The 25,564-nt window shown below is 71.3% G+C and carries 20 protein-coding genes and 1 pseudogene; 8 read left to right on the plus strand and 13 right to left on the minus strand.

The window, feature by feature from the left end; all coding sequences use genetic code 11:
- Positions 1-132: 132 nt before the first annotated feature.
- Genes MOPEL_RS06925 through MOPEL_RS06940 form a run of 4 tightly spaced genes read right to left on the minus strand, consistent with a single transcriptional unit; the run spans position 133 to position 4,599 of the window.
- On the minus strand, positions 133-1,455 hold the full coding sequence (locus tag MOPEL_RS06925) for an ABC transporter ATP-binding protein (protein ID WP_009482163.1): 1,323 nt from the start codon (positions 1,453-1,455) through the stop codon (positions 133-135).
- A gap of 42 nt (positions 1,456-1,497) precedes the next feature.
- Positions 1,498-2,364 (minus strand): carbohydrate ABC transporter permease, encoded by an 867-nt coding sequence (locus MOPEL_RS06930; RefSeq protein WP_009482164.1) that lies wholly within the window; start codon positions 2,362-2,364, stop codon positions 1,498-1,500.
- Positions 2,365-2,371: 7 nt separating this feature from the next.
- The gene (locus tag MOPEL_RS06935) at positions 2,372-3,325 is read right to left on the minus strand and encodes a carbohydrate ABC transporter permease (protein ID WP_009482165.1); all 954 of its coding nucleotides are present in this window, start codon (positions 3,323-3,325) and stop codon (positions 2,372-2,374) included.
- Positions 3,322-4,599, minus strand: coding sequence for an extracellular solute-binding protein (locus MOPEL_RS06940; RefSeq protein WP_009482166.1), 1,278 nt, complete (start codon positions 4,597-4,599; stop codon positions 3,322-3,324). Before MOPEL_RS06940 ends, MOPEL_RS06935 begins: the two co-directional genes overlap by 4 nt.
- Positions 4,600-4,850: 251 nt before the next feature.
- Between MOPEL_RS06940 and MOPEL_RS06945 the strand changes: the two genes are divergently transcribed.
- Both MOPEL_RS06945 and MOPEL_RS06950 read left to right on the plus strand, forming a co-directional pair.
- Positions 4,851-6,644 (plus strand): fumarate hydratase, encoded by a 1,794-nt coding sequence (locus tag MOPEL_RS06945; RefSeq protein ID WP_009482167.1) that lies wholly within the window; start codon positions 4,851-4,853, stop codon positions 6,642-6,644.
- Positions 6,644-7,273: a carbonic anhydrase gene (locus MOPEL_RS06950; protein ID WP_009482168.1), complete on the plus strand. Its 630-nt coding sequence runs from the start codon at positions 6,644-6,646 to the stop codon at positions 7,271-7,273. Before MOPEL_RS06945 ends, MOPEL_RS06950 begins: the two co-directional genes overlap by 1 nt.
- Before the next feature lie 185 nt (positions 7,274-7,458).
- Here MOPEL_RS06950 and glmM read toward each other — a convergent pair whose 3' ends face one another.
- From glmM to rplM, 3 genes are all read right to left on the minus strand, one after another.
- Positions 7,459-8,811 (minus strand): phosphoglucosamine mutase, encoded by a 1,353-nt coding sequence (gene glmM / locus MOPEL_RS06955; RefSeq protein WP_009482169.1) that lies wholly within the window; start codon positions 8,809-8,811, stop codon positions 7,459-7,461.
- Positions 8,812-9,135: 324 nt separating this feature from the next.
- Positions 9,136-9,618, minus strand: coding sequence for a 30S ribosomal protein S9 (gene rpsI / locus MOPEL_RS06960; RefSeq protein WP_141631231.1), 483 nt, complete (start codon positions 9,616-9,618; stop codon positions 9,136-9,138).
- A 50-nt stretch (positions 9,619-9,668) separates the two neighbouring features.
- The gene (rplM, locus tag MOPEL_RS06965; RefSeq protein WP_009482171.1) at positions 9,669-10,112 is read right to left on the minus strand and encodes a 50S ribosomal protein L13; all 444 of its coding nucleotides are present in this window, start codon (positions 10,110-10,112) and stop codon (positions 9,669-9,671) included.
- A gap of 318 nt (positions 10,113-10,430) precedes the next feature.
- Here rplM and MOPEL_RS06970 point away from each other — a divergent pair, with 318 nt between their 5' ends.
- The 4 genes from MOPEL_RS06970 to MOPEL_RS06985 all read left to right on the plus strand — a co-directional run bounded on the left by MOPEL_RS06970 (position 10,431) and on the right by MOPEL_RS06985 (position 15,383).
- Entirely contained in the window at positions 10,431-11,000 is a 570-nt protein-coding gene (locus MOPEL_RS06970; protein ID WP_009482173.1) for an ArsR/SmtB family transcription factor, read from the plus strand.
- Positions 11,001-11,076: 76 nt separating this feature from the next.
- Positions 11,077-11,382: a DUF2249 domain-containing protein gene (locus tag MOPEL_RS06975; protein ID WP_009482174.1), complete on the plus strand. Its 306-nt coding sequence runs from the start codon at positions 11,077-11,079 to the stop codon at positions 11,380-11,382.
- Between the two features lie 169 nt (positions 11,383-11,551).
- Positions 11,552-12,610 carry a DUF8744 domain-containing protein gene (locus MOPEL_RS06980; protein ID WP_009482175.1) on the plus strand — a complete coding sequence of 353 codons (1,059 nt, stop codon included), beginning with the start codon at positions 11,552-11,554 and terminating at the stop codon, positions 12,608-12,610.
- On the plus strand, positions 12,594-15,383 hold the full coding sequence (locus MOPEL_RS06985; RefSeq protein ID WP_009482176.1) for a multicopper oxidase domain-containing protein: 2,790 nt from the start codon (positions 12,594-12,596) through the stop codon (positions 15,381-15,383). The genes MOPEL_RS06980 and MOPEL_RS06985 overlap by 17 nt, the downstream gene beginning before the upstream one ends.
- A gap of 42 nt (positions 15,384-15,425) precedes the next feature.
- Here the strand turns inward: MOPEL_RS06985 and MOPEL_RS18115 are convergent, their stop codons facing one another.
- Entirely contained in the window at positions 15,426-16,058 is a 633-nt protein-coding gene (locus tag MOPEL_RS18115) for a class I SAM-dependent methyltransferase (protein WP_009482177.1), read from the minus strand.
- A 184-nt stretch (positions 16,059-16,242) separates the two neighbouring features.
- Between MOPEL_RS18115 and arfB the strand changes: the two genes are divergently transcribed.
- Positions 16,243-16,674: an alternative ribosome rescue aminoacyl-tRNA hydrolase ArfB gene (gene arfB, locus MOPEL_RS06995; protein WP_009482178.1), complete on the plus strand. Its 432-nt coding sequence runs from the start codon at positions 16,243-16,245 to the stop codon at positions 16,672-16,674.
- Positions 16,675-16,743: 69 nt separating this feature from the next.
- On the opposite strand, the gene MOPEL_RS15875 is transcribed toward arfB, so the two are convergent.
- Positions 16,744-18,624, minus strand: a complete 1,881-nt coding sequence (locus tag MOPEL_RS15875; RefSeq protein ID WP_009482179.1) for a DEAD/DEAH box helicase — start codon at positions 18,622-18,624, stop codon at positions 16,744-16,746.
- 146 nt (positions 18,625-18,770) lie between these two features.
- Between MOPEL_RS15875 and MOPEL_RS07005 the strand changes: the two genes are divergently transcribed.
- Positions 18,771-22,874 carry an AAA domain-containing protein gene (locus MOPEL_RS07005; RefSeq protein WP_009482180.1) on the plus strand — a complete coding sequence of 1,368 codons (4,104 nt, stop codon included), beginning with the start codon at positions 18,771-18,773 and terminating at the stop codon, positions 22,872-22,874.
- Positions 22,875-22,959: 85 nt separating this feature from the next.
- On the opposite strand, the gene MOPEL_RS07010 is transcribed toward MOPEL_RS07005, so the two are convergent.
- The 4 genes and pseudogenes from MOPEL_RS07010 to MOPEL_RS07025 all read right to left on the minus strand — a co-directional run.
- Positions 22,960-23,616 (minus strand): hypothetical protein, encoded by a 657-nt coding sequence (locus MOPEL_RS07010; protein WP_040633380.1) that lies wholly within the window; start codon positions 23,614-23,616, stop codon positions 22,960-22,962.
- Positions 23,617-23,784: 168 nt separating this feature from the next.
- A complete protein-coding gene (locus MOPEL_RS17635; RefSeq protein ID WP_169316292.1) occupies positions 23,785-24,606 on the minus strand; it encodes a hypothetical protein in 822 nt (273 codons plus the stop codon).
- Between the two features lie 188 nt (positions 24,607-24,794).
- Positions 24,795-25,088: pseudogene (locus MOPEL_RS07020) on the minus strand (integrase core domain-containing protein); the annotation flags it as partial.
- Between the two features lie 4 nt (positions 25,089-25,092).
- Positions 25,093-25,564 (minus strand): IS30 family transposase (locus MOPEL_RS07025; RefSeq protein WP_009482184.1); only part of this gene is annotated, 472 nt, incomplete at its 5' end.

Genomic DNA, 25,564 nt, shown 5'->3' on the forward strand with positions numbered 1-25,564 from the left:
GAACGCTCCGTCGACACGGCCCTGCGCGACCGGGAACCACGAGGCACGAGCGGGACGGCCTGAGAAGGGCCAGGAACGACGGACGGGGCCCCTCGCGATGGCGAGGAGCCCCGTCCGGGGTGGTGCGCCTGGTCAGGCGCGGGTCGCGCCGTGGCCGCTGGAGCGGTCGGTTGTCGCGGCACCGCCGTCGACGCCGCCCTGGCGGGTGTCGAGACCCTCGCGCTCGCGAGCCCGCTGGAGGGCGCGGTGGCGGTCCTCCTCGGACTCGCGCGCGATCTGCGCCGCGCGCTCGTCGTCGCGGGTGAGGCAGTCACCCGTCTCCGGGTCGAAGACGTGCATCGCCGCCGGGTCGAAGTACAGCTGCGCCTCGTCACCCTCACGGATGCGCGAACGACCGTCGAGGTTGACGACCATCTGCGTGCGCATACCCTCGCCGTCGAGCTCACGGTCGAGCTCGTCGAGCTTGTGCTGCACGGCCTCGTCGGCCTGGTACGGGATGTAGGCGTACTGCTCGTTGCCGAGCCACTCCGTCTGGTCGACGGGCGCCCGGAACGAGACGGCACCCTGCGCCTGGGCGTCCCCGAGGGAGGCGTCCTTGAGGTGCTCGGGCCGGATACCGACGATGACGAGTTCCTTGCCCGCGACCTGCTCGGCGAGACGACCCGAGACGGGCACGTCGACGAACGGTAGCGAGAGGACGTTGCCGTTGACGCGGGCGGGGAGGAAGTTCATCGGCGGCGTGCCGATGAAGCCGGCGACGAAGAGGTTGACGGGCTGTTCGTACAGCTCCCGCGGGCTCGCCACCTGCTGGAGGATGCCCTTCTTGAGCACGGCGACGCGGTCGCCGAGGGTCATCGCCTCGGTCTGGTCGTGCGTCACGTAGACCGTCGTGATGCCCATGCGGCGCTGCATGCGCGCGATCTCCGTGCGCATCTGTCCGCGGAGCTTGGCGTCGAGGTTCGACAGCGGCTCGTCGAAGAGGAACGCGTCCGCGTCACGGACGATCGCACGACCCATCGCGACACGCTGCCGTTGACCACCGGAGAGGTTGCCGGGCTTGCGCTCGAGGTGCTCGTCGAGCTCGAGCATCGAGCTCGCCGCCTGCACCTTGCCGCGGATCTCCTCCTCGCTGTGCTTGCCCTTCTCGAGGCGCAGCGGGAACGCGATGTTCTCGAAGACCGTGAGGTGGGGGTAGAGGGCGTAGTTCTGGAAGACCATGGCGAGGTTGCGGTCGCGAGGCGCGAGGTCGTTGACCATGCGCCCGTCGATGAGCATCTCGCCCGAGGTGATGTCCTCGAGGCCGACGATCATGCGCAGCAGCGTCGACTTACCGCAGCCGGACGGGCCGACGAAGATCATGAACTCTCCGTCGGCGATGTCGAGGCTGACGTCGTTCACCGCGGGAAAGCCGTCACCGTACTTCTTGACGATGTTCTGGAGCTGGATCTGGGACATGGGGTGAGGTGACTCCTTGTCGAGAGTGCGACGGTCGGGGCGTCAGCCCTTGACCGCACCCGAGGTGAGGCCGGACACGATGCGCTGCTGGAAGAGCAGCACGAGGATGACGACCGGGATCGTCACGATGACGGCCGCGGCAGAGATCGCCCCGAAGGGCTGCTCGAACTGCGAAGCGCCGGTGAAGAACGCGAGCGCGGCCGGCACGGTGCGCGCCTTGTCGCTCGTGAGGGAGATCGCGAAGACGAAGTCGTTCCACGCGGTGAAGAACGTGATGATCGCGGTGGTGAAGACGCCCGGGCTCGCGAGCGGGACGATGACCTTGCGGAAGGCCTGCCAGCTCGTCGCACCGTCGACCTGCGCCGCCTGCTCCATCTCCCACGGGATCTGCTGGAAGAACGCCGAGAGCGTCCAGATGGCCAGCGGAAGCGTGAGGGAGAGGTAGGGGATGATGAGGCCGAGCTGCGTGTCGAACAGCCCGATCTTGCTCCACACGTCGAACAGCGGCGTGACGAGCGAGATGACGGGGAAGAACGACACCGCGAGGGCGGTGACGAGGATGAGCTTCTTGCCCGGGAAGTCCAGACGGGCGATTGCGTACGCGCAGAACGTCGCGAGGATCACCGAGATGACCGTGGCGACGAGGCAGACGACGAGCGAGTTGACGAGAGCCGGGACGAACAGGTCGCTCGCTCCCCCCGTGAGGATGAGCCGGTAGTTGTCGAACGACATCTGATCCGGCCGCGGGAAGAAGTTGCCGAACACGTTGAGGTCGGGGTCGATCTGCGCCGCGGGCTTCTTGATGGAGAGCGAGAAGATCCACAGCAGCGGGATGATCGTGAAGACGATGACGAACAGGGAGGCGATCCCCATGAACGTCGCCGAGGAGTCCTTCTGATTGCGTGCCATTCGCGGCTCAGCCCCTTCCGCCGGTGAGGTCGACCTTGAACCCGCGCACGAAGATCGCCGCGATGAGCAGGACCGAGAGGAACAGGAGCACCGAGATCGCCGAACCCATGCCGATCTCGACGCGGTTGATCGTCTGGTCGTAGGCGAGCAGCGAGAACGTCGTCGTGCCCTGCGCGCCCTGGGTCATGATGAAGACGTTGTCGAAGATGCGGAACGCGTCGAGTGTGCGGAACAGCACGGCGACCATGATCGCGGCCTTCATGTTGGGCAGGATCACCTTGAACAGGCGCTGCCAGAACGTCGCGCCGTCGACCTTGGCGGCCTCCTCCATCGCGCCGTCGATCTGGGCGAGACCGGAGAGGAGGAGGAGCGACATGAACGGCGTCGTCTTCCAGATCTCCGAGGCGCAGATGACGAACATCGCGCTCCACCAGTGCCCGAACCAGTTGAAGTCGAGCGGCCATCCGAAGACACCGAGCCAGTGGTTGATGAACCCGGTGCTCGCCTGGAACCCGTAGAACCACGCGAACGCGGAGACGACGGTGATGATCGAGTAGGGGATGAGCACGATCGTGCGCAGCGCCTTGCGCGGCCACACGACGCGGTTCATGAGCATCGCGAGCCCGAAACCGATGACGAGCTCGACGACGACGGTGACGACCGTGATGAACAGGGTGTTGCCGACGGCATTCCAGAACAGGGAGTCCGAGAGGATCGTCGCGTAGTTGCCGAGTCCGACGAACTTGCGTGCGCCCGGGTCGGTGAGGCGGTAGCTGAAGAAGCTGTTCCAGATCGCCTGGAGGATCGGGTAGGCGGTGACGAGCACCATGACGAGGAATGCGGGCCCGGCGAGCTTCCAGCCGAGCGAGCGTTCTCCCCTGGCGCGGTCGGAGATCCCGGCCTTGCGCGGCGTGGCCGCGTCGCGGGGGTTCTCCGTGGGTGCGGTGGCGACGGTACTCACAGAAGTGCCTCCCCCTTGAGGACCTTGAGGATGAAGTCGGAGGCGACGGCGGGGGTTCCCTCGTTCACCTGGGCCGGCGGGCTGAACCGCTTGTAGAGCGCGGTGGAGATGTCGCCGTAGTACTGCGAGGACGGGCGGGCACCACCGGCGTCGAGGGACTCCCGGATGAGCGTCGCCATCGGGAACGCCTTCTGGATCTCCGGGTCGTCGTAGACCTTCTTGCGGGCGGCCGGGTTACCGGTGCCGAGCATGTAGGCCTTCTGGTTCTCCTCGCTGGTGATGCACTGGATCGCTTCCCAGGCCGCCTCGGGGTTGGCGCTCTTGGCGTTGACGCCGAGCTCGATGCCGCCGAGCGGGGGCCGGGACTCCTTGTCGGCCTCGACGCGCGGGTAGCGGGTGAAGCCGATGTCCTTCGTGTCGGTGCCCTTCTCGGGGAGGGCCGCCCACGTGTAGGGCCAGTTGACGAGGAACGCGCCGCCGCCGGCGAAGGCGTCGAGCGCCGCGGTCTCGTCGGAGGAGCCCATCGCGGGGCCACCGACGCCGATCCTCGCGATGTTGCCGATCACCTCGGCGGCCTTCTTGCCCTGTGGGGTGTCGAGGCCGAGCTTCAGCTGGTCGGCCGAGGCGCCCTCGTTCTGGATGATGTGGCCGCCGCCGGATTCGATGAGGGCGTTGATCCACACGGTGTAGCCCTCGTACGGCTTGGCCTGCACGCCGATGGTGGTCTTGAGTTCCTTCGAGGCGTCGACGAGCTGGTCCCACGTGACGGGCTTGGTCATGTCGAGGCCCGCCTTCTCGGCCATCGACTTGCGGTACCAGAGGACCTGGGTGTTCGCCCACATCGGGGCGGCGACCATCTTGTCCTTCCACATCGCCGACTCGACGATGGGCTTGACGGCGTCCTCGGTGAGCTTCGCCTGCTTGTCCTCGGGCACCTCGGTGAGGAACCCGGCCTCGGCGAACTCGGCGACGAACACCGGGTCCATCGACATGATGTCGACGCCCGGGTCGCCGGCGGCGAGGCGTCGCAGCAGCTGCTGCCGCTGGTCGCTCGCACTGTTGGGCAGCACCTGGGTGGTGATGCGGTACTTGCCCTGCGCCTTCTCGGTACACACCTTCGCGAGGTGGGCCTGGCCGGTCTTGCTCGGGTCGTTGCCGCCCGAGTCCGGGTTGATGTACCAGGTCAGCGTGCGGGCGTCCTTGGAGGTGTCCTGCCCCCCGCACGCGCTCAGTGCGCCCGTCGCAGCCACGCAGATCATCGCGAGGGCTGCCACGGATCTGGTCCTTCGTCTGGGCACCACGACTCCTTCGTCTCGGTCGCACCGTCGACCCGGGCCCCTCTCACGGGTCACCCCTGCATTCGCCGACAGTTCATGGTTGTCTAACACTCTTTGTCGTCGCACGGCGGGTACAACACCCCACGTTCTACGCTGGTGAGGCCACGTCGTGCGCGCAGCGTTGCGCAAGGTGGGCGCCGGGCAGCCCGAGGGGCCGCCGGAGTCGCAGACGAGAAGGAGCTTGTTCGATGGCCGAGTTCGCATACGAGGATCTGCTGCCCCTGGGCGACGATCCGATGCCCTACCGCAAGTTGAGCGACGACGGCGTCCGCACCGTCGAGGGCCCCGACGGCCGCACGTTCCTGCAGGTCGACCCCGAGGCGCTGCGTCTGCTGTCGGAGACGGCGATGCACGACATCGCGCACTACCTGCGCCCCGGCCACCTCGCGCAGCTCCGTCAGATCCTCGACGACCCGGAGGCGAGCGACAACGACAAGTTCGTCGCCCTCGACCTGCTCAAGAACGCGAACATCGCCGCCGGTGGCGTCCTCCCGATGTGTCAGGACACGGGTACGGCGATCGTCATGGGCAAGCGCGGCCAGCACGTCCTCACCGAGGGCGTCGACGAGCGCCCCCTCGCCCGTGGCGTGTACGACGCGTACACGAAGCTCAACCTCAGGTACAGCCAGAACGCCCCGATCTCGATGTTCGAGGAGAAGAACACGGGCAACAACCTGCCCGCCCAGATCGAGCTGTACGCCGACACCCTCGAGGGTCACGAGAACACGTACAAGTTCCTCTTCATGGCCAAGGGCGGCGGCTCCGCGAACAAGAGCTACCTGTTCCAGGAGACGAAGGCGATCCTCAACGAGAACACGCTCCCCGAGTTCCTCCGCGAGAAGATCGCCTCGCTCGGCACCGCGGCCTGCCCGCCGTACCACCTCGCCGTCGTCATCGGCGGCACGAGCGCCGAGTTCGCCCTCAAGACGGCGAAGTACGCGAGCGCCCGTTACCTCGACTCCCTCCCCACGCACGGCGACGCGGCCACGGGCCACGGCTTCCGTGACGTCGAGTGGGAGGAGAAGATCCTCGAGATCACGCGCGAGCTCGGCATCGGCGCGCAGTTCGGCGGCAAGTACTTCTGCCACGACGTCCGCGTCATCCGGCTCCCCCGTCACGGCGCGTCGCTGCCCGTCGCGATCGCCGTGTCCTGCTCCGCCGACCGCCAGTGCCTCGGCAAGATCACGCCCGAGGGCGTCTTCATCGAGCAGCTGGAGTTCGAGCCCGGCCGGTACCTGCCCGAGGTCACCGAGGAACAGCTCGGCGCCGCGAGCGAGGACGCCGCCGCGACGGACTCCGGCGAGGTCGTCCGCATCGACCTCACCCGCCCCATGGACGAGATCCGCGCGGAGCTCACGAAGCACCCCATCAAGACCCGCGTCTCCCTGACGGGCACCCTGGTGGTGGCGCGCGACATCGCCCACGCGAAGATCCGCGAACGTCTCGCCGCGGGTGAGGGCATGCCGCAGTACCTCAAGGACCACCCGGTGTACTACGCCGGCCCGGCCAAGACGCCGGAGGGCATGGCGTCCGGCTCGTTCGGCCCGACGACGGCCGGTCGCATGGACTCCTACGTCGACGAGTTCCAGGCGCAGGGCGGGTCGATGGTCATGCTCGCCAAGGGCAACCGCTCCCAGCAGGTCACCGACGCGTGCGCCAAGCACGGCGGCTTCTACCTCGGCTCCATCGGTGGCCCCGCCGCCCGCCTCGCCCAGGACTGCATCAAGAAGGTCGAGGTGCTCGAATACCCCGAACTCGGCATGGAGGCCGTGTGGAAGATCGAGGTCGAGGACTTCCCCGCCTTCATCGTCGTCGACGACAAGGGCAACGACTTCTTCGCGACCGTCGGCCCCAAGGCCGTCCAGAGGACCATCGAACCCCGCCCCGGCCTGCGCGCCGGCGAGACGAGCGACGGACACATGAAGGACGTCGACGCCGGCCCCGGGGAGACCCCGGCCGGCGCGGGAGAGGACAAGGCCTGATGGCCGCCCGTCCCACCACGCCCGCACAGGCCTGGGCCGCGCTGCAGGAGGGCAACGACCGATTCGTCGCGGGCACCCCGGCCCACCCCAACCAGGACGCCGCCCGCCGCGGCGAACTCGCCTCCGGCCAGGCGCCGTTCGCGACCTTCTTCGGCTGCGGCGACAGCCGCGTCGCCGCCGAGGTCATCTTCGACCAGGGCCTCGGCGACCTCTTCGTCGTCCGCACCGCCGGTCACGTCGTCGACGCCGGAGTCCTCGGCTCGCTCGAGTTCGCCGTCGAGGTCCTCGGCACCCCGCTCATCGTCGTTCTCGGGCACGACTCCTGCGGCGCGGTCAAGGCCGCCGTCACCCACGCCCAGAACGGCGCGATGCCGCCCGGGTACATCCGCGACATCGTCGAACGCGTCACCCCCAGCGTCGTCGCCGCCCGACACGACGACGGGGTCATGCCCTCGACCGACGAGGTCGAGAGCGAACACGTACGGCAGACGATCCACCTCATCGCCGAACGCTCCCGCCTCATCGCGACCGCCGTCGAGGACGGTCGCTGCGCCGTCGCCGGGCTCGTCTATGACCTCGCCGAGGGCCGGGCGCGCGTCGTCGAGACGATCGGCGCGGTCGACGGCTGACACCCTCCACGCACACCGACGCCGCCCCGGTGGAACATCCACCGGGGCGGCGTCGTGGTTCGTCGTCGCAGGCGGCTCCTCGTCGAACGTGGTCGTCTGCAACCCTCGGGCGGCGTGCGTTCGTGGTCGCCGCCCGTCGTCGGGGCCGACGATGAGTCACCGACCGCGGTGCGCCACAGACGACCTCAGAGCGCGAGACGCTCATGGACCACCGCGGCGAGGCGGTCGGCGACGCCCTGGGCGCGGTCGGCGGTGTCGGCCTCGACCATGACGCGGACGAGGGGCTCGGTGCCCGACTTGCGGAGCAACACCCGGCCGACGCCGTCGAGCTCCTCCTGCGCCTCGCGCACGGCGGACTGCAACGCCTCGTCGGATTCGACGCGGTCCTTGTCGATGCCCTTGACGTTGACGAGGACCTGCGGCAGACGCGTCATCACGCGGGCGAGGTCGGCGAGGCTGCGGCCGGTCTCGACGACGCGGGCGGCGACCTTGAGCGCGGTGAGCACGCCGTCACCGGTCGTGGCGTGGTCGAGCATGATGACGTGCCCGGACTGCTCGCCACCGAGGTTGAACCCCTTGGCGCGCATCTCCTCGAGCACGTAGCGGTCGCCGACGCCCGTCTGGGTCGTCGCGACTCCCTCGCGCTCCATCGCCTGGAGCAGGCCGAGGTTGCTCATCACGGTGACGACGAGCGTGTCGTCGTGGAGCTCGCCGTTGTCGCGCATCGCGAGCGCGAGGATCCCCATGATCTGGTCGCCGTCGACGATCGTGCCCTCGGCGTCGACCGCCAGGCACCGGTCGGCGTCCCCGTCCCACGCGAACCCCAGGTCGGCGCCGCGCGCGACGACGGCCTCCTGCAACTTGTCCAGGTGCGTCGAGCCGTAACCGTCGTTGATGTTGAGGCCGTCGGGCGACCCGCCGATGACGTCCACCGTCGCACCCGCACGCTCGAACGCGGCCGGGCCGACCTCGCTCGCGGCTCCGTGCGCGGCGTCGACGACGACGTGGAGGCCGTCGAGGCGCGTGGGCACGCTGTCGCGCAGGTGCTCGAGGTAGAACTCCCGACCCTGCGGGAACGGACGGATGCGACCCACCGCGGCACCCTGCGGACGGTCGATCCACGGCTCGTCCATGTGGGCGCTGATCTGGTCCTCGGTCGCGTCGGACAACTTGTGGCCGCCCTTGCCGAGGAACTTGATGCCGTTGTCGGGCATCGCGTTGTGGCTCGCGGAGAGCACCGCACCCATCTCGGCCTTCATGCGGGCCGTCAAGTAGGCGATGGCCGGAGTCGGGAGGACGCCTGCGTCGAGCACGTCGACACCCGCCGACGCGAAACCCGCACACACCGCCGCACCGAGGAACTCCCCCGAGGCCCTCGTGTCACGACCGACGACGGCGACCGCGCGGTGACCACCGAACGCGCCCCTGTCCCCCAGGGCGCGCGCGGCGGCGACGGACAGGCTCAACGCGAGGTCGGCGGTGAGGTCCTTGTTGGCGAGCCCTCGGACACCGTCGGTGCCGAACAGACGTGCTCCCATGACTGTGGTCTCCCTCTCTTCGGGGGCTCCGACCTGCAGGACGTCGCCGTCGTCTCCCTGATGGGCCAGGAGGCGGACGGACGGCGCGCGGGAGCCCGCTCACGCCGGTGGGGTGAGTTGATCCATCGTAACGGCGGGAGCGACGGCCCACGGTCGCCCCCTCCAAGACTCGTCACGCACACCCGGCATCGACGGGTCCCCCTGTACCCCTGGCGGATACGCCGCCCGGACACGGCGATGCCGCCGCATCCGAGAAGGATGCGGCGGCATCGACACGCTGCGGGCGGCGAGCCCGGGAGCCGTGCGCGAGGCGCACGACGCCGATCAGCGCTTGGAGTACTGAGGCGCCTTGCGGGCCTTCTTGAGACCGGCCTTCTTGCGCTCCGGGACGCGGGCGTCACGGGTGAGGAAGCCGGCCTTCTTGAGGGTCGGGCGGTTGAGCTCGGCGTCGACCTCGTTGAGGCTGCGGGCCACGCCGAGGCGAACGGCACCGGCCTGACCGGAGGGGCCGCCGCCACCGACGCGCACGAGCACGTCGTAGGCGCCGTCGAGCTCGAGCACCTTGAGGGGCTCGCTCACGATCTGCTGGTGCACCTTGTTCGGGAAGTAGTCCTCGAGGGTGCGGCCGTTGATCTTCCACACGCCCGTACCCGGGACGATGCGGACGCGGGCGATGGCCTGCTTACGACGACCCGTCGCGGCACCCGGCGCAGAGGCGGAGGGGCGGCGAACGGCCTCGTCGGTCGGCGCAGCGCTCGACTCGGAGGTGTAGGTGGACAGCGTGGGCTCGTCGTTCTCGAGCTCCATGTCCGGAGTGTTGTCAGTCACGGTTCTCCTCGTGGCGTATCACCCAGTGATTACTGGGCGACCTGCGAGATCTCGAAGGGCTCAGGCTGCTGCGCCTGGTGCGGGTGGGTGTCGCCGGCGTAGACCTTGAGCTTGCTGAGCTGCTGACGAGCCAGCGAGTTCTTCGGCAGCATGCCGCGGATGGCCTTCTCGACGGCGCGCGTCGGGTTCTTGGCCATGAGCTCGGTGTAGGAGGTCGCGCGCAGACCACCCGGGTAACCGGAGTGGTGGTACGCCTTCTTCTTCTCGAGCTTGGCTCCCGTGAGGGCGACCTTGTCGGCGTTGATGATGATGACGTAGTCGCCCGTGTCCACGTGGGGGGCGAACGTCGGCTTGTGCTTGCCGCGCAGGAGCTGCGCAGCCTGCGACGCGAGGCGGCCGAGAACGACGTCGGTGGCGTCGATGACGTGCCACTTACGCTCGATCTCGCCCGGCTTGGGGGTGTAGGTACGCACGGTTATCAGCCTTGCTTGGTCGATGATGGAACGGTCGTGCGTACACCTCGGCACCGTCGGGGCGCCGTGGCGTGATGATGTCGGACCCGGCGGTGCGGCTCGGATCGAGGACCCGGCCACCCTGCGGAGTGGCGCGACATCGGACGCGCACAACGAAGGTCAATGCTACCGGCGGCCCCGAAACGCACCCAAATTCGCATTCCAGGGCGCTGACCTGCAGCGATCCATGCACTCCCGCGATGAATCGTCCCCCATGCACACGATTTATGCAAAGATTCTGTGCATGAATCGCTCCGTTTGCCGCACGCGGAGGCACGCATGACCGCGACGCCCTACCCCTCGGACGCGTCCGCCCTGCGCGTCCTTGCACACCCTCTGCGCACCCGCCTCCTCGCCGAACTCCGCACGGTGGGCCCCTCGACGGCGACGGACCTCGCCCGCGCCCTCGACACGAACTCCGGAGCGACGAGCTACCACCTGAGGCGCCTCGCCGAGGCGGGCCTCGTCCGCGACGCGGGCGGCACCGGGCGCCGCCGCGTCTGGGAGGCCTCGACGGAGGATCGGAGCTTCGACACCGGTGACACCGACGACGACGACGCCGCACTCGACTGGCTGGCACGTGACTACATCGGGCACTTCACCGAGAAGGCGCACGCCTGGCTCACGGACTCCCCGGAGTGGCCGCTCGCCTGGCAGGAGGCGTGCGGCCTCGACGACCACCTCGTCCTCGTCACCGACGAGCAGCTCGCCTCACTGCGGGCCGACATCGCCGAACTCTTCGCGCGGTACCGCCGCGTGGGCGCCGGCAACCCGCAGGCCAAGCGCGTGACGTTCTACACGTGCCCCCTCCCCGTGGATCCTCCTCCACGTCAGGTGGAGGTCGACTGATCGGGCGCACCCCGGGGGTTATTTAAACCGGATTTTTCCTATAATATTCGGAGTCCGACGACGCAGGAGACACGCCATGCCCCATGACCTTCCCCTCACCGAGCCCGGCACCCACGGCTGCGGGTGCCACGACACCGGGCTGCCCACGCTGGACGCCCGGGTCATCCCCGGCGCGATCCGCCACGGCGCGATCCTCGGGGCACTCTCGCAGGTTCGCCCCGGAGCCGGCATGATCCTCGTCGCACCCCACGACCCGCTCCCGCTTCTCGCCCAGGTTCGGGAGACCTTCGGCGAGGGCGTCGAGATCGGCTACGTCGACCGGGAGGCCGACCTCGCCGCCGGTGACGGCGTGCGGGTGACGTTGACCAAGACCCACCCCTGACGACACCGAGGTGACGTCGCCCCACACGTCGTCCCCGCCCCCGAGCACGAACGGGGCGGCGACGACGCCTGCGGGCCGAGAGGCGCGCGCCCCTCGGGCACCTCGGAGCTTCGAGGCGCCACCCACCGCCGCGCGCCCACGACCGCGGCGGTCGGGGCGAGGCGCGAGGTTGGCTCTCCTCGCTCTCGGCGGGGCGAGCCTGCTCGCGGGGCTCGACGCCGCGCTCGGGCGGGCCGGGGTATGGGCCCCGGTGGAGTCGCCGCGGCTCGCGTCGTTGCACGGCGTGGTCATGGTGCTCGGGTTCCTCGGCGCCGTCATCGCGCTCGAACGGGCCCAGGCGCTCGGCACCTCGTGGGCGTTGCTCGCCCCGGCGACGCTCGCCGCGGGCAGCCTCGCCCTCGTCGCGGGCGCCCCCGTCGTCGTCGGGGCGCTGCTGCTCGCACAGGGATGCGCCGTGTTCCTCGCCGTCTACGTCGCCCTGTGGCGGCGGGCCCACGCCGAGGTCGTCGCCGTCGAAGGGCTCGGGGCGGTCGCGGCCCTGCTCGCCGCGGTGCTGTGGCTGTGGGCGCCGATCCCCGCGATCGTCTGCCTGCTCGTCACGTTCGTCGTGCTGACGATCGCGGCCGAACGCACCGAACTCGCGTTCCTCACGATGGGCGCGGGCGCGCCCCGGCGGCTTCTGCTGCTCGGGTCGGCGCTGACGCTCGCCGCCCTCCTCACCGTCGCCTGGCCCGCGGGCGGCACGCGCGTGTTCGGCGTGGTGCTGCTCGTCCTCGCCGCGTGGCTCGTGCGGGACGACGTCGCGCGGCGGTTCGTCCGCACCGAGGGGCTGCGCCGCTTCGCCGCGGCGGCCCTGCTCGCCGGGTACGCCTGGCTCGCCGTGGCGGGTCTCGTGTGGCTCGTCGGGGGCGTGCCCGTCGGCCCGGCGTACGACGTCGCCGTCCACGGGGTGTTCCTCGGGTTCGGCATGTCGATGGTCGTCGCGCACGCCCCGACGATCCTGCCCGCCGTCGTCGGCGCCCGACTGCCGTACGGTCCCGTGTCGTGGGGGCCGCTCGTCCTGCTGCACGCCGGGCTCGCCGTCCGCGTCGCCGGTGACGTCGCCGTCGCGACCGGCGGTGGTGACCTGCTCTTCCGGTGGGGGTCGGCCCTCACCGTCCTCGCCGTCCTGCTCTTCGTCGTCGTGTCGTTCGTCCTGGTGGTGACCGCTCGTGCCCGCGTCCGTTGACTCCCCCGGATCCCTGCCCGTCGGCGGGCCGCGACCCACGCCGGGCCCGCGCCGCCGCCACTGGCCGCTGCGCGACTACCCGTCGGTGTTCTGGCTGGCAGCGGCGGCCGCCGTCGCACTCGTCCACCGGTTCGTGCCGGAGTCGACGTGGCTGATGATCCACCTCGTGCTGCTCGGCGCGCTCACGCACGCGATCCTCGTGTGGAGCCGGTACTTCACGGACGCGCTGCTCAAGGTGCCCGCGTCCGATGCCGACCGACAGGCGCAGTCGGCGCGGATCGTCGGGCTGCTCGCCGGGTCCTCGTTCGTGCTCGTCGGGGTGCCCACCGGGCTCGCCCTCGCCGTCGCGATCGGCGCCGGCCTCGTCGCGGTCGCCGTCGTCTGGCACGGGGTGGTGCTGTGGCGGATGCTGCGCGGCGGGCTGCCCGGCCGGTTCCGGGTGTGCGTCCACTACTACGTCGCCGCTGCGGCCTGCCTGGCCGTCGGCGCGATCCTCGGTGGCCTGCTCGGCGCGACGCCCGGGGGCATCCCCGACCCCGCGCACGGGCGGTTCCTGCTCGCGCACGCGTCGGCGAACCTGCTGGGTTGGGTGGGGCTGACGATCCTCGGCACGCTCGTGACGTTCTGGCCCACGCTGCTGCACGCCCGCATCGACCCCCGCGCCGACGCCCTGGCCCGCGAGGCGCTGCCGACGCTGCTGCTCGGTGTCGCCGTCCTCGTCGGCGGGGCGCTCGCCGGGGTGCGGCTCGTCGCGCTCGTCGGGCTGCTCGCCTACGTCGTCGGGGTGCTGTGGTGGGGGCGGGCACTGCTCGTGCCGCTGCGTACCCGCCCGCCGCGCACGTTCGCGGCGGCGTCCGTCGCCGCGGCCCTGCCGTGGGCGCTCGTCGTGCTGGCCTGGCTCGGCTGGATCCTCGTGACGATGCGGTCCGGCGACGCGGGCTGGACCGACGTCGTCGCACGCCTCACGCCCGTCGCGGGTGTCGCGGCAGTCGGGGTCGGCGTGCAGATCCTCACCGGCGCGCTCGCGCACCTGGTGCCGACGGTGCTCGGCGGCGGGCCGGCCGTCGTCCGCGCGACCGGTCGCGTGTTCGACCGCCACGCCGCGGTCCGGCTCGTGCTCGTCAACGCGGGCCTGCTGTTCCTGCTGCTGCCCGTGCCCAGCTGGGTGAGCGTGACGACGTCGCTGCTCGGCCTGGTCGGGCTCATGTGGTTCCTGCCGCTCGTGTTCGTCGCCGTCCGCGTCAACCGGCAGGGGCGGCGGGCGGTCGCCGACGGTGAGCCGGTGCCCGACGGCGAACCCTCACGTGAGCAGGGCCGGCTCTGGTCGGCCGGCCAGGTCGTCGCGGCGTTGTCGGCGCTCGGCGTCGCTGTCGTCCTCGGCATCGGTGTCGACCCCGCGGCGGCTGGCCTCGCGTCGACGAGCGGAAGCACCCGGGCCGGGCAGTCCGCCGTCGCACCGACGGGCAGGACGGTGCGGGCGGCGGTGAGCGCCAAGGACATGCGGTTCACGCCCGCCACGGTGACGGTGCAGGCCGGGGACCGGCTCGTCGTCGACCTCGTCAACGACGACCCCGCACAGGTGCACGACCTCGTCCTCGGCGACGCGACCTCGGGACGCCTCGCGCCGGGCGGGAGGGCCGAGGTCGACGCGGGCGTGATCGCCGGCTCGACGCAGGGCTGGTGCAGCATCGCCGGCCACCGGCAGATGGGCATGACGTTCGACGTCGTCGTCGACGGCGCTCCCCCGGCCGACACGGCCGACACGTCCGCGGGCGGCGCACAGGACCACGCGGGGCACGACACGACGGGCATGCACGGCGGCACGGGCACCACCTCGTCGGCGCCCGTCACCGCGGTGCCCGACGCCGGGCTGACGACGCACGTCGACCCCGCCCTCGCGCCCCTGCCGCCGCGCACCGGCACGCCGACGGTGCACCGGATCACGCTGCGCGCCACGGAGATCCCCCTCGAGGTCGCGCCCGGGGTGTGGCAGACGCGGTGGACGTTCGGCGACGGACACGTCGGCCCCACACTGCACGGGCGGGTCGGCGACGTCTTCGAGATCACGCTCGTCAACGAGGGCGCGATGGGCCACTCGATCGACTTCCACGCCGGCGCGCTGGCCCCCGATCGACCGATGCGGACGATCCCGCCGGGCGAGTCGCTCGTGTACCGGTTCACCGCCGGTCGCGCGGGGGCGTGGATGTACCACTGCTCGACGCACCCGATGAGCCATCACATCGCCGCGGGCATGGCGGGCGCCGTCGTCATCGAGCCGGACGACCTGCCGGCCGTCGACCGCAGCTACGTCCTCGTGCAGTCCGAGGCGTACGTCGCTGCGGGCGCCGACGGGAAGGCCGCCGCGCGCCCCGAGGATGCGCAGCCGATCGACGCGGCCAAGATCGCCGCGCGCCGCCCCGACTTCGTCACGTTCAACGGCATCGCGAACCAGTACGACCGGTTCCCGCTGACCGCGAAGGTCGGTGAGCGCGTGCGCATCTGGGCCGTCGACACCGGCCCGAACTCTCCGAGCAGTCTCCACGTCGTCGGCGGCCAGTTCGACACCGTGTACGCCGAGGGCGGCTACCACCTCGTGCGCGGCAAGGACGCGTTCGGGCACACCGGCGGCGGCGCGCAGGCGCTCGCGCTGCAGCCCGCGCAGGGCGGGTTCGTCGAGCTCACGTTCCCCGAGGCCGGGCACTACCCCGTCGTCTCGCACGTGATGAGCGACGCCGAGATCGGCGCCCACGGCGTCGTCCGCGTGGCGAAGTGAGGCGCCCACCGAGCAGAGGGAGCGCCGACGCGGCGAGGCTGCTCAGCCGCGGGGTGCGGCGTCGCCGGGCAGGTGGCCGGTGACGAGGAAGACGGTGAACTCCCGCTCGACGTCGTGCTTGGTCTTGCGGATGCGGGTGCCGGTCTCGGCGGTGACGTCCTCGAACCCGAGGTCGCGCAGGCGGCGGCCTAGGTCGTCGCGGTCGATGCCACGGTGGCCGTCGTGGTCGTCGGAGTGGAAGTGGTTCTTCGGGTCGGCGTCGAGGTCGGCGAGCGCGACCCACCCGCCGGGGTTCAGGGCGTCGCGGATCGCGGCGAGGATCGCGCCCGTGTCGGGGATGTGGTGCAGCGCCATCGCGCTGACGACGAGGTCGACGCGTTCGCCGAGGGGGTCGCGGGTGAGGTCGATCCGACGGGTCACGTACCGTCCGGGGTCGTCGGCCGTGGCGGCGCGGGCGGCGTCGAGCATCCCGGCGGAGGTGTCGGTGAGGACGACCCGCCGCACGTGGTGCCCGAGTTCGCGGCCGAGCAGGCCGGTGCCGGCGCCGACGTCGAGCGCCGTCCACTCCTGCCGCACGGGCACGCGCCGGACGATCTCGGCCGCGAGCACGCGGGCGCGGTCGACCTTCTCGGGGGTGTCCCAGCCGGTGGCTTCGGCGTCGAAATCGGTGGCCATACCGGCAGCGTAGCGACGCGGACCGGCGAATCGGGCTCGTCGGCCGCGCCACCGGGTGCGGTCGAGACGGCCGGTCTTCAGGTCGCGGGGACGAACCGGCGCGCGCGGGCGTCCGGGTCCGCTTCAGGGCCTGACGCCAGAGCGACGTGGGCGGCGGTGTCGGCGCGCCTGGAAGGATGGGGGCGTGGACGAGGAACTCGTGGTGACGAACCGGGTGCGGATCCCGCCGGCCGAGCTGACGGAGCGGTTCTCGCACGCGTCGGGGCCGGGTGGGCAGGGCGTCAACACGGCCGATTCCCGCGTGGAGCTCACGTTCGACGTCGCCGGATCGCCGTCGCTTCCGCCGACCCTCCGCGAGCGTGCCCTCGCACGCCTCGCGGGTCGCCTCGTCGACGGGCGGATCACCGTCGTCGCATCCGAGCGTCGCAGCCAGCTCGCCAACCGCCGCATCGCCCGCGAGCGCCTCGCCCAGCTGATCCGCGAGGCCGTCGCCCCTCCCCCGCCCGCACGCCGCAAGACCAAACCCACCCGCGGGTCGAAGGAACGCCGCCTCGCGGGCAAGAAGCGGCGCGGCGAGATCAAGCGGGGTCGGGGTCGCGCCCGACCGGACGACTGAGACCTCCCGGGCACGTCGTCCGCGCTTCGGTCATGAACCGCTGCGGTGGGGTCGTCGGCGTGTGCGGGCTCAGCCCCGCAGGAACGCGAGCGCCTCCTGGGACTGGCGGGGCAGGGCGAACGTCGCGGCGGCGTCGGCGTGGGTGACGATCTCCTGGAGGTGCGCCGGGACCGTCTCGACGCCGGGGTCCTCCGACGTGCCGAGCGCGTAGAGGACGACGAGGCGGGCACTGCGGCCGTCGGGCTTGCGACGGACGACGCGGCCGAGGCGCTGGATCATCTGCCGCCTGCTCTTGCTCGCGGCGAGGATGATGCCGAGGTCGGCGTCGGGTACGTCGACGCCTTCGTCGAGGAGACGTGGCGCGCTGATGCTGCGGGTCTGCCCGGTGCGCAGGAGTTCCAGACGTTCCTCGCGTTCGCCCTGGTCCATTTCGCCGTGGACCGCGGCGCTCACGCACCCGGCGCGTTCGAGGGTCTCCGCGGCTTGCAGGGCCGACGCGGTGGCGCCGGTGAACACGATCGTGCCGCCGGAGGTCGACACCGCGGGCGCGAGGAGTTCGAGCGCCGTGACCTTGGCCGCCGCGCGGGCGAGGACGTCGCTGCGCTTCGAGAAGGCCGCGAGGAGGGTCCGCGCCGGTCCTGCGAGACGGCGGTCGTTCCGCGCGGCGAGGTGGGAGGCGTGGGCGACGATCTCGGCGAGTCCCGCCGTGGGGCGGCCGAGGTCGGCGGCGATGACGTACCAGGCCCGGCGGATGCCTGCGGACGCGGCGTCGTACTCCGCTCGCTCCGGGGGCGAGAGCGGGACGCCGACCTGGGCGACGCGGAACCGCGCGATGAGGCCGTCCGCGAGGGCGCGCTCGTAGCCGAGGCGGAAGCACACGTCGCGGAAGAAGGGGCGGAGGATGTCGTCACCCTCGTCGCCGCGTTCGAACGTCGCGGAGAGGCCGAGGCGCTGGGTGAAGCTCGGGCGGAGGGCCTGGGCGAAGGTCGGGGCACCGTAGCGGTGGGCCTCGTCGGCGACGAGGAGCGCGGCCTCGTCGGGCCACAGCGGGTCGTGTCCGGCGACGGTGTGGACGGTGTCGATGAGGACGTGCCATCCGGGTGAGCGGGAGGCGTCGGTCGAGAGCCGCACCCCGGGGAAGTGCTCGACGACCTGAGCGGCCCATTGGGTGACGAGACCTTGCGTGGGGGCGATGACGACGACGCGGCGTCCGTCGATGAGGGCGTTCGCCATCGCCGCGAGCCCGACCCGCGTCTTGCCCGCGCCGGTCACGGCCTCGACGACGCCGACCTTGCCGTCGTGGTGCCACGCCTCCAGCGCGTCGAGCTGCCACGGGTAGAGGTCGGGCATACGGATCTCCGGCAGGTCCGGGAGGCTCGCGATCGCGCGGAACGCAGCGACGGGAGCGCTGCCGGGAGGTGGTGTCTCTGCAGGCCCGGCCGTACGTCCGGGCGATCTGGATTCGTCGACCTCCACCTCAGGCTCGGAGATCTGCGGTGCGGGGGCCGGGGGCGATTCGACGGAGGGGCCCTTCCCTGCGGGCTCGTCCACCGCGGGCGACGGCTCGAGTACGACTCGCCGGTCGGCACCCGGAGCGACATCCGCACCCGGGTCGACGTCCTCGACCGCCGGTTCCTCGACGGGGGGCTCCTCGACGGGGGGCTCCTCGACAGCTGGCCGTCCCCCCGTGGACTGCACGACCCCCTCCGGAGGCGAGGACAGCCGCTCCTCGACGGCGGCGCTCTCAGAACTCACGACGTCTACCTGAGCGTCGGACCCGGCCCGCTCCCCCACCTCGTGAGCCTCGTCTGCGGCGAAGAGACGTTCGAGACGGGCGAGCCGGGCCTCCATGTCCGTGAGAGTCGTCGTGAGTGTCGCGGTGAGGGAGGCGAGGTCGGCGGCGAGGGCGCCGAACTCGGCCGCGACGGCCCGCCGATCCACGTCCGTCATCCCGTGCCCCGTTCGCCTCGGTGGTCGTCCATCGTCGTCCTCGTCTCCGATCGACGCGGGGGCGGCGCACCCAAGTCCGGACGACCGATTTCCTTGCCCGGGTGGGGGCACCGGCCGACCGGTAGGGGGAACGAGGAGGAGGCGACGTGACGGCCGAGGCACATGCTCTGGTCGGGGTGGTGGCCGCGTCGCTGACGCGTCTGCTGCGCCCGATGATGTCGGCGTCCTGCCCCGAGTGGGGTGGGTGGCCGGAGGCGTATCGCCGTCGTGGGGCCGAGCTGCCGCCGGGGGATGCCGCGCTCGACGATCTCCTCTTCCTCCTGCGCGTCGTCGCGGAGAACCCGAGTCGGTTCCCGGCGTTCGCGACGTCGCCCCACGTCGGTCTCGCGCGGCAGCGGTTCGCCCGCGCGTTCGGGCCCGCCCCCGAGGCGGCCGACGTCGTCGCGTGCGCGGAGGTCGCGACGGGGCTCTTCACCGCGGCGGATGTCGCAGTGCCACCGGAGGTCCGGGAGATCGCCGTCGCGCCGGCCGGGGACGACGGGGCGGAGTCGGCGACGGGTCCGTCCGTCGTCGCGCGCTGGCTCGGCGACCTGCTCGACCTCACCCGCCACAACCCGCTGATCTCCCTCGGCGACCGCGGTGTGCCGTTGCTCGTCGACGAGGACGCGATCGCGCGGGTCGAGGACGTGCTCGCCGACGGTCTCGAGCTCGTCGTCCACGGGTGGGACGACCTCGACGGGGTGGAGGACGGCTGGGCCGGTCTTTCCCTGCCGTCGGTGAGCGGGCCGGGTGATCTGCCGGGGTCGTTCCTCGACGCGATGCTCGACGACGAGGCGTCGGTGTTCCTCGGCCTCGACGTGCGCTCCTCGCGGAGGACGTTGCAGGACATGCGGCGTCGCGCGACGGTCGTCGCGGAGGAGACGGGTGCGAGTCCGCTCTACCTCACTGTCGGTGCCCTGCGGATGGACGACCGCACGGCGCCGTTGTTCCTCGTGCCCGTCGTCGTCGAGGGGCCGCGGCTGGGGCCGTGGACGCTGCACATGGAGCCGGGTGCCGAGCCGCGTCTCAACGAGTGTCTCGTCGAGTTCCTGCGGCGTGAGGACGGTTTCTCCCCCACCGTGCTCACGTCGCCGCCGACGGATCATGCGGGTCTGGACGTGCCGCGCATCTTCGCCGAGCTGCGGGAGGCATTGGCGGGGCGGCGGTTCCCGTACGAGGTCGTCGCCGACATGCGGCTCGCGTTGCTGCACTTCTCGACGTTGACGATGTGGCGTGATCTCCACGAGCACGCGGACGTGTTCACGGCGAATCCGGTCGTGAGGCACCTCGCCGAGGGTCGTACGGAGTTCGTCGATCCCGTGCCGGAGCCGGTCGTCGACGCCTCCGTCGAGGACGAGCTCTCGTTGCCGCTGCCGGCCGACGGGACGCAGATGCGTGCGGTGCGGTGGGCGCGGGAGGGGCGGTCGTTCGTCGTCCAGGGGCCGCCCGGCACGGGCAAGTCGCAGACGATCGCGAACCTCATGGCGGACGCCGTCGCCGCGGGACGGCGCGTGTTGTTCGTCGCGGAGAAGGATGCGGCGCTCGAAGTCGTGCAGCGGCGGCTCGACGCGGTGGGGCTCGCGCACCGGTCGCTCGACCTGCGGGCGAAGGACCTGACGATCCGCGCCGTGCGTGAGCATCTCGTCGCGTCGTCGCACCGGCGGTCGGGTGCGGGGCGTGCCGCGCTCGAGAGCGCGCGTCGTCGTCATCGGTCCCTCGTCGACGAGCTCGAGGCGCTGCCCGCGGCGATGCGCGCGGGTGAGCTGCCGCAGGTCGACGGGGAGGCGCGAGCCCGGCAGGTCGAGGCGTACCGGGAGGCCGCGGAGCAGCGGCGGGCGGCGCTCCGGGAGTGGCTGCGCAGCGCCGACGTCGCGCCCCGGCACGGGTACGGCGACGCGGCGGTCCTCGCGCGGGAGTTGCGGGTGGCGCGGACGAGCACGGTGCGGGAGCTGTTCGAGACGCACGCGGAGGCGATCCTCGACGTGACGCCGTGCGTCCTCGCCGGGCCGGCCGCCGTCGCGCGGTACCTGCCCGCCCGGGCCGACCTGTTCGATCTCGTCGTGTTCGACGAGGCGTCGCAGATCCGCGTGGAGGCGGTGATCGGGGCGATGGGGCGTGGGAGCGCGACGGTGGTGGTCGGCGATCCGCAGCAGATGCCGCCGTCCGACCCGCTGGTGCCCGACGGCGAGGACGACCAGCAGGAGTCGATCCTGCTCGAGGCCGTGCGCATCGGGATGCCGGTGGTGCGGTTGTCGTGGCACTACCGGAGCCGTTCGGAGGGGCTCGTCGCATTCTCCAACGCGCACTACTACGACGGGACGCTCGCGAGCTTCCCCATGCCGCCGGGCGGCAACGGCGGCGCGGGCGTGGAGTTCCGGCGGTGCGACGGCCGTTACGAGATGGGCCGGGGACGCAAGGAGAAAATCAACCTCACCGAGGCGCAGGAGGTCGTCGCCGAGGTCGTGCGGCTCCTCACCGAGGACCCGCAGGCGTCGGTCGGGGTCGTCACGTTCAACACCGCGCAGCGCGACGTCATCCTCGACCGGCTCGAGGCCGCCGCGGCGCCGCAGGTCGTCAAGGACGCGCTCGTGCGGGAGTCGGAGCCGCTCATCGTCAAGGCGCTCGAGCACATCCAGGGTGACGAGCGCGATCACATCCTCTTCTCCGCGACGTACTCCGTCGACGCGTCGGGCAAGCTCCCGGCGAACTTCGGCCTGCTGTCGCGGCGGGGTGGCGAGCGGCGCCTCAACGTCGCGATCACGCGGGCGCGGGTGCGGAACGTCGTGTTCGCGTCGTTCGAGCCGACCGACATCGACCGGCGGTCGAGTGCGGTGTCGCAGGGGCCCGCGCATCTGCGGGACTACCTCCTCGCGGCGCGGCACGGTCAGGCGGATGCGGCGACGAGCGCGTCGATCCCCGATCCGGCGCGGACGATGCTCGCGGCGCGGCTGCGGACGCGGGGTCTCGAGGTGCTCGAGGACGTCGGGATGTCGCAGTTCAAGGTCGACCTTGCCGTGCGGCGTGCGGGCGGGCCGTGGATCGCGGTGCTCCTCGACACGGACGAGTGGATCCGGCGTCTCACCGTCGCCGATCGTGACGGCATCCCCGACACCGTTCTCGGCACCTACCTCGGCTGGGCCGCGGTGCATCAGGTGTACCGGGAGGAGATGCGGCGCGACCCGGAGGTCGTGCTCGGCCGGATCCTCGCCCTCACCGGGCAGGTCGCCGGCGTGCCGGAGACCGTGTCCGCCGTCGAAGCGGCGATGCGCGGCGGTGTGGTCGCCCCCGCCCCCCCTGCTGCGGCGACGGCTGGAGCGCCCGAGTCGCCGGAGTCGGACGCGTCTGCCGCTCGCACGTCCCTCGGCGGCGCGGGGCGGGAGGTCCCGACGCGGAGGACGTCGACGCCGCGCGAGACGGCGGTGACGACGGCAGCGGTGACGACGGCAGCGGCGGCGACGGCGACGGCGACGTCGGTAGAGGCGCAGGCGGCGGCGTCGCGGCGGGCGGTGGAGTCGGTCGGGGTCGCGGGTCTCGTGCTGCGAGACTTCCGGCAGGCGCACGACGACGCGATCGGCCGTGCCGACGTGATCGACGGGTTGCCGGGCAAGGCGCAGACGGTGCAGGTGGCGGCCGAGTGGCGCGACGTCGTCGCGACGGAGGGCCCGGTGCTCGCGTCGCGGGCGTCGTCGGTGATCGGGCGGCGGTTCCGCACGCGGGTGCTGGGGCGTGACAAGCGTGACGCGATCATGGGGGCGATCCCGGCGGACCTCCCCCGCACCCGCGCCGGCGACGACGAATTCGTCTGGCCCGCAGGCGTCGACCCGGCGACGTACCGCGGCGTCCGCTCCAGCGTGCGCGCCCACCGCAAGATCCACGAGATCGCCCCCGAGGAGATCGCCAACGCCCTCCGCCTCACCCTCTCCCAGGCCGGCCCCGGCTGCACCGAGACCGAACTCGTCCGCGGCGTCACCGAACTCTTCGGCTACGGGCGCATGGGCCGCCTCATCAAGGAAGGCATCACCGTCGTCCTCGACCAGCACATCCGCAATGGCGAGTTCCGGCGGGAGGGGCAGCGGATCGTCTGGGGTGTCACGGCGACGAGCGATGGCGCCCTCGGCACCACAGGGGCGACGCAGCTCACCGGCTCTCGCCCCCGAAGCGCCGCAGCGGTCCGGGCGTCGCGACCCAACTGGAGGCTCCTCGGGCAGTGAGTCCTGACCGACGCCCGTCAGTCGGCGGTGACTCGACCGCTCGGTCGCCCCCTCTACTGGAGGAGCGCGCCGATGCGGGTGCGGATCACCACGGCAGCCGCATCCCGGTACCGGTGAAGGGTGCCCAGGGGCGGATGGCCTTCTCGGTGGCAGGCATGGTGGTGCGGCGCGTCTTCACGGGCACCCAGGTGTTCTTCGACCACCTGTAGGTCGTGAGGACGGCGCGGAACTCCCGCCGGGGGTGGTCGCGGACATCGGAGCCGACGAGTCGTTCGACGTGCCGGACCCCACGGACGGTGAAGAAGCGGTATCCCCCGGGCTGCTCCCCGTCCATCGCGCGCCAGACAGCGGTGCGGTGGCCGCGTTGCGACTCCGGCGGTGAGAGGGAGACGAGGCGGCCCGACCGCCACGTGAAGACCCGGAACCGCTCGACCTCGTCGTCGGTGATGTCGATGGCGATGTCGGCACCGGGTTTGCCGTCCACGATTCCGACGCCGACCCAGGGGGTGTCGAACTCGGGGTGCACCTCGAGGCCGAGCCGCACCGAGGAGGTCCGGCCGGCCGATCCCTTGACCGTGAGGGTGGTGTGGGCTCGAGTGCCGTCCACGGGCCAGCTCGTCGTCTGGATCACGCTGTCCCGACGACCGTCACCGTCGACGTCGGCGCGAGCGACGAGGCGTTCCTCCGTCGGACTCTCCTCCGCTCGGGCGACCGGGGTCGTCGTGACGCCGGCTGCTGCCATCACTGCCACGGTCGTCATCGCGACGGCCGGGCCTGTACCGGTACGGGTGCGCATCCGGATCCCTCTTCCCTCACGTGGCGGGGCCGGGCCCGTGCGGCCACACCCCTTGATGTGAATCATCGACCGCCCCGCGCACGCGGTGACCGTTCCGAGGGCGTCGAAAGACGCTCAGGCGTTGTCGCTGCCGGCCGGATCCTGTCGCGTGATGACGTCCTGCGGCGTGTCACCGGCGCGTTCGTCGGTTCCGAGGACGACCATGCCCGGCGCACCGCCCTGTCCAGGGGTGCTGCGGTTCTTCTTGAACCGGTCCATCGGGTCCTCGCCGAGAGCTTCGCGCGCGGCGAGGGCCGCATCCACCGCTGCCGTGTCCGCCTTCACCTGCTCCAGCGCCGTCTCCGCAGCGGCGATCGCCTCCGCCTGCTGGGCGTGCGCCGTCGGCGAGTTCGGCGCCGCGACGTTGATCGACTGCATGAGCGCTCGAGCCTTCTCCCCCTGAGTGGGGTCGAGCTTGACGACCTCCTGCCACCCCTCGGCCAGCACCATGAGGTAGAGCTCGCGGTTGTCGATCTGGCGGTGCGTGTTCTTCTTGGCCAACCCGCCGACGAGCGCGCCGCCGACTCCGGCGACTGCACCTCCTGCCACGATGCGCGTCAGGGTGCTCCTGTTCGTCACGTAGGCGGTGATGTCGCCGGTCTGATCGAGGGCGGCGGTGACGTCGGGGGTGAGGGAGCGGGAGTTGCCGTTGAGGCACACCTCGACCGGCGTGACGTAGTTCCCCCGACCGGCCGCAGCCAACTTCGCGGGATTCTGCGCGTCCTTGAGAACCCTCTGTGCGGCTCGCACCGCCTGCTCGTGCTGCTTCCGCGCCGCCTTGACCGCCTTGTCCGCGGCTCGGCACTCCTCGTGCCGCTGCAGTTCGGCGGGGCTCAGCTGTGCACGGCGCTTACGTCGACGCATGGCAACGGCGACGAGCACAGCGACGATGGTCACGATCACCACGACTGCGACCACCACTGGCACGACTGAGTCATCCACGCTGAATCTCCAACTCCACGAACGTCTTCCGAACCTCTCGCCGTGAACTCTACGAAGGTCACCGGCCAGATCCGGGCAGGCGGGCCGTGCGCCACCGTGAGTGGACGGCCGGGACTGCTGCACGCGACGGGACATCGGTGATGTCAGGCCGCGGCAGCGGCCTGTGAGGTTCTGATCGTCTCGAACTCGATAGGGGTGAGTCGCCCCAGGCGGGCTTGCCGACGGCGTCGGTGGTAGGTCCTTTCGATCCATGTCACGATTGCGATCCTCAGGTCCTCACGTGTGGACCACCTCTGCCGGTCCAGGACGTTCTTCTGGAGTAAGGCGAAGAAGGATTCCATCGCGGCGTTGTCACCGGCAGCCCCGACGCGTCCCATCGACCCGACCAAGCCGTGCCGGTTCAACGCGTGCACGTACTTGCGCGCTCGGAATTGACTGGGTTCAACCGGTCGCTGCAACACTCGGCTGTTGGAGCGATCGTAGGTTTTCCTCGAAGACTTCCGCGGGAGTTCTCCAGCCGAGCGCTTTGCGGGGGCGGTTGTTCAGGGTGTAGGCGACGGCTTGGAGGTCCTCGGCGCTCCAGCGGGATAGGTCGGTGCTTTTGGGGAAGTACTGGCGCAGCAGGCCGTTGGTGTTCTCGTTCGTGCCTCGTTGCCAGGGTGAGTGGGGGTCGGCGAAGTACACGCGGGTGCCGGTGTCCATCGTGAACTGCGCGTGGGCCGACATTTCCTTGCCGCGGTCCCAGGTGATGGTCTTGCGCAGTTGCTCGGGTAGCTCTGCGATCGTCGCGGTCAACGCGGTGTTCATCGTGGTGGCGCCGTAGCCACCCAGTGCCGGACCGTTCTTCACGTGGGGCTGTTCGCCCCACCCTGGGCATCGGGGCAGGTGGATCAGCAGTGTGGCCCGGCTGCAA

The sequence above is a fragment of the Mobilicoccus pelagius NBRC 104925 genome (genome assembly GCF_000247995.1).
Classification (GTDB): Bacteria; Actinomycetota; Actinomycetes; order Actinomycetales; family Dermatophilaceae; genus Mobilicoccus; species Mobilicoccus pelagius.

Excerpts from the sequence above, each read along its gene's own strand:
- MOPEL_RS06925 (WP_009482163.1), bottom strand. The coding sequence starts at position 1,455 with ATGTCCCAGATCCAGCTCCAGAACATCGTCAAGAAGTACGGTGACGGC.
- MOPEL_RS06930 (WP_009482164.1), bottom strand. The coding sequence starts at position 2,364 with ATGGCACGCAATCAGAAGGACTCCTCGGCGACGTTCATGGGGATCGCC.
- MOPEL_RS06945 (WP_009482167.1), top strand. The coding sequence starts at position 4,851 with ATGGCCGAGTTCGCATACGAGGATCTGCTGCCCCTGGGCGACGATCCG.
- MOPEL_RS06950 (WP_009482168.1), top strand. The coding sequence starts at position 6,644 with ATGGCCGCCCGTCCCACCACGCCCGCACAGGCCTGGGCCGCGCTGCAG.
- glmM (WP_009482169.1), bottom strand. The coding sequence starts at position 8,811 with ATGGGAGCACGTCTGTTCGGCACCGACGGTGTCCGAGGGCTCGCCAAC.
- rpsI (WP_141631231.1), bottom strand. The coding sequence starts at position 9,618 with ATGGAGCTCGAGAACGACGAGCCCACGCTGTCCACCTACACCTCCGAG.
- MOPEL_RS06970 (WP_009482173.1), top strand. The coding sequence starts at position 10,431 with ATGACCGCGACGCCCTACCCCTCGGACGCGTCCGCCCTGCGCGTCCTT.
- MOPEL_RS06975 (WP_009482174.1), top strand. The coding sequence starts at position 11,077 with ATGCCCCATGACCTTCCCCTCACCGAGCCCGGCACCCACGGCTGCGGG.
- MOPEL_RS18115 (WP_009482177.1), bottom strand. The coding sequence starts at position 16,058 with ATGGCCACCGATTTCGACGCCGAAGCCACCGGCTGGGACACCCCCGAG.
- MOPEL_RS15875 (WP_009482179.1), bottom strand. The coding sequence starts at position 18,624 with ATGACGGACGTGGATCGGCGGGCCGTCGCGGCCGAGTTCGGCGCCCTC.
- MOPEL_RS07010 (WP_040633380.1), bottom strand. The coding sequence starts at position 23,616 with ATGGCAGCAGCCGGCGTCACGACGACCCCGGTCGCCCGAGCGGAGGAG.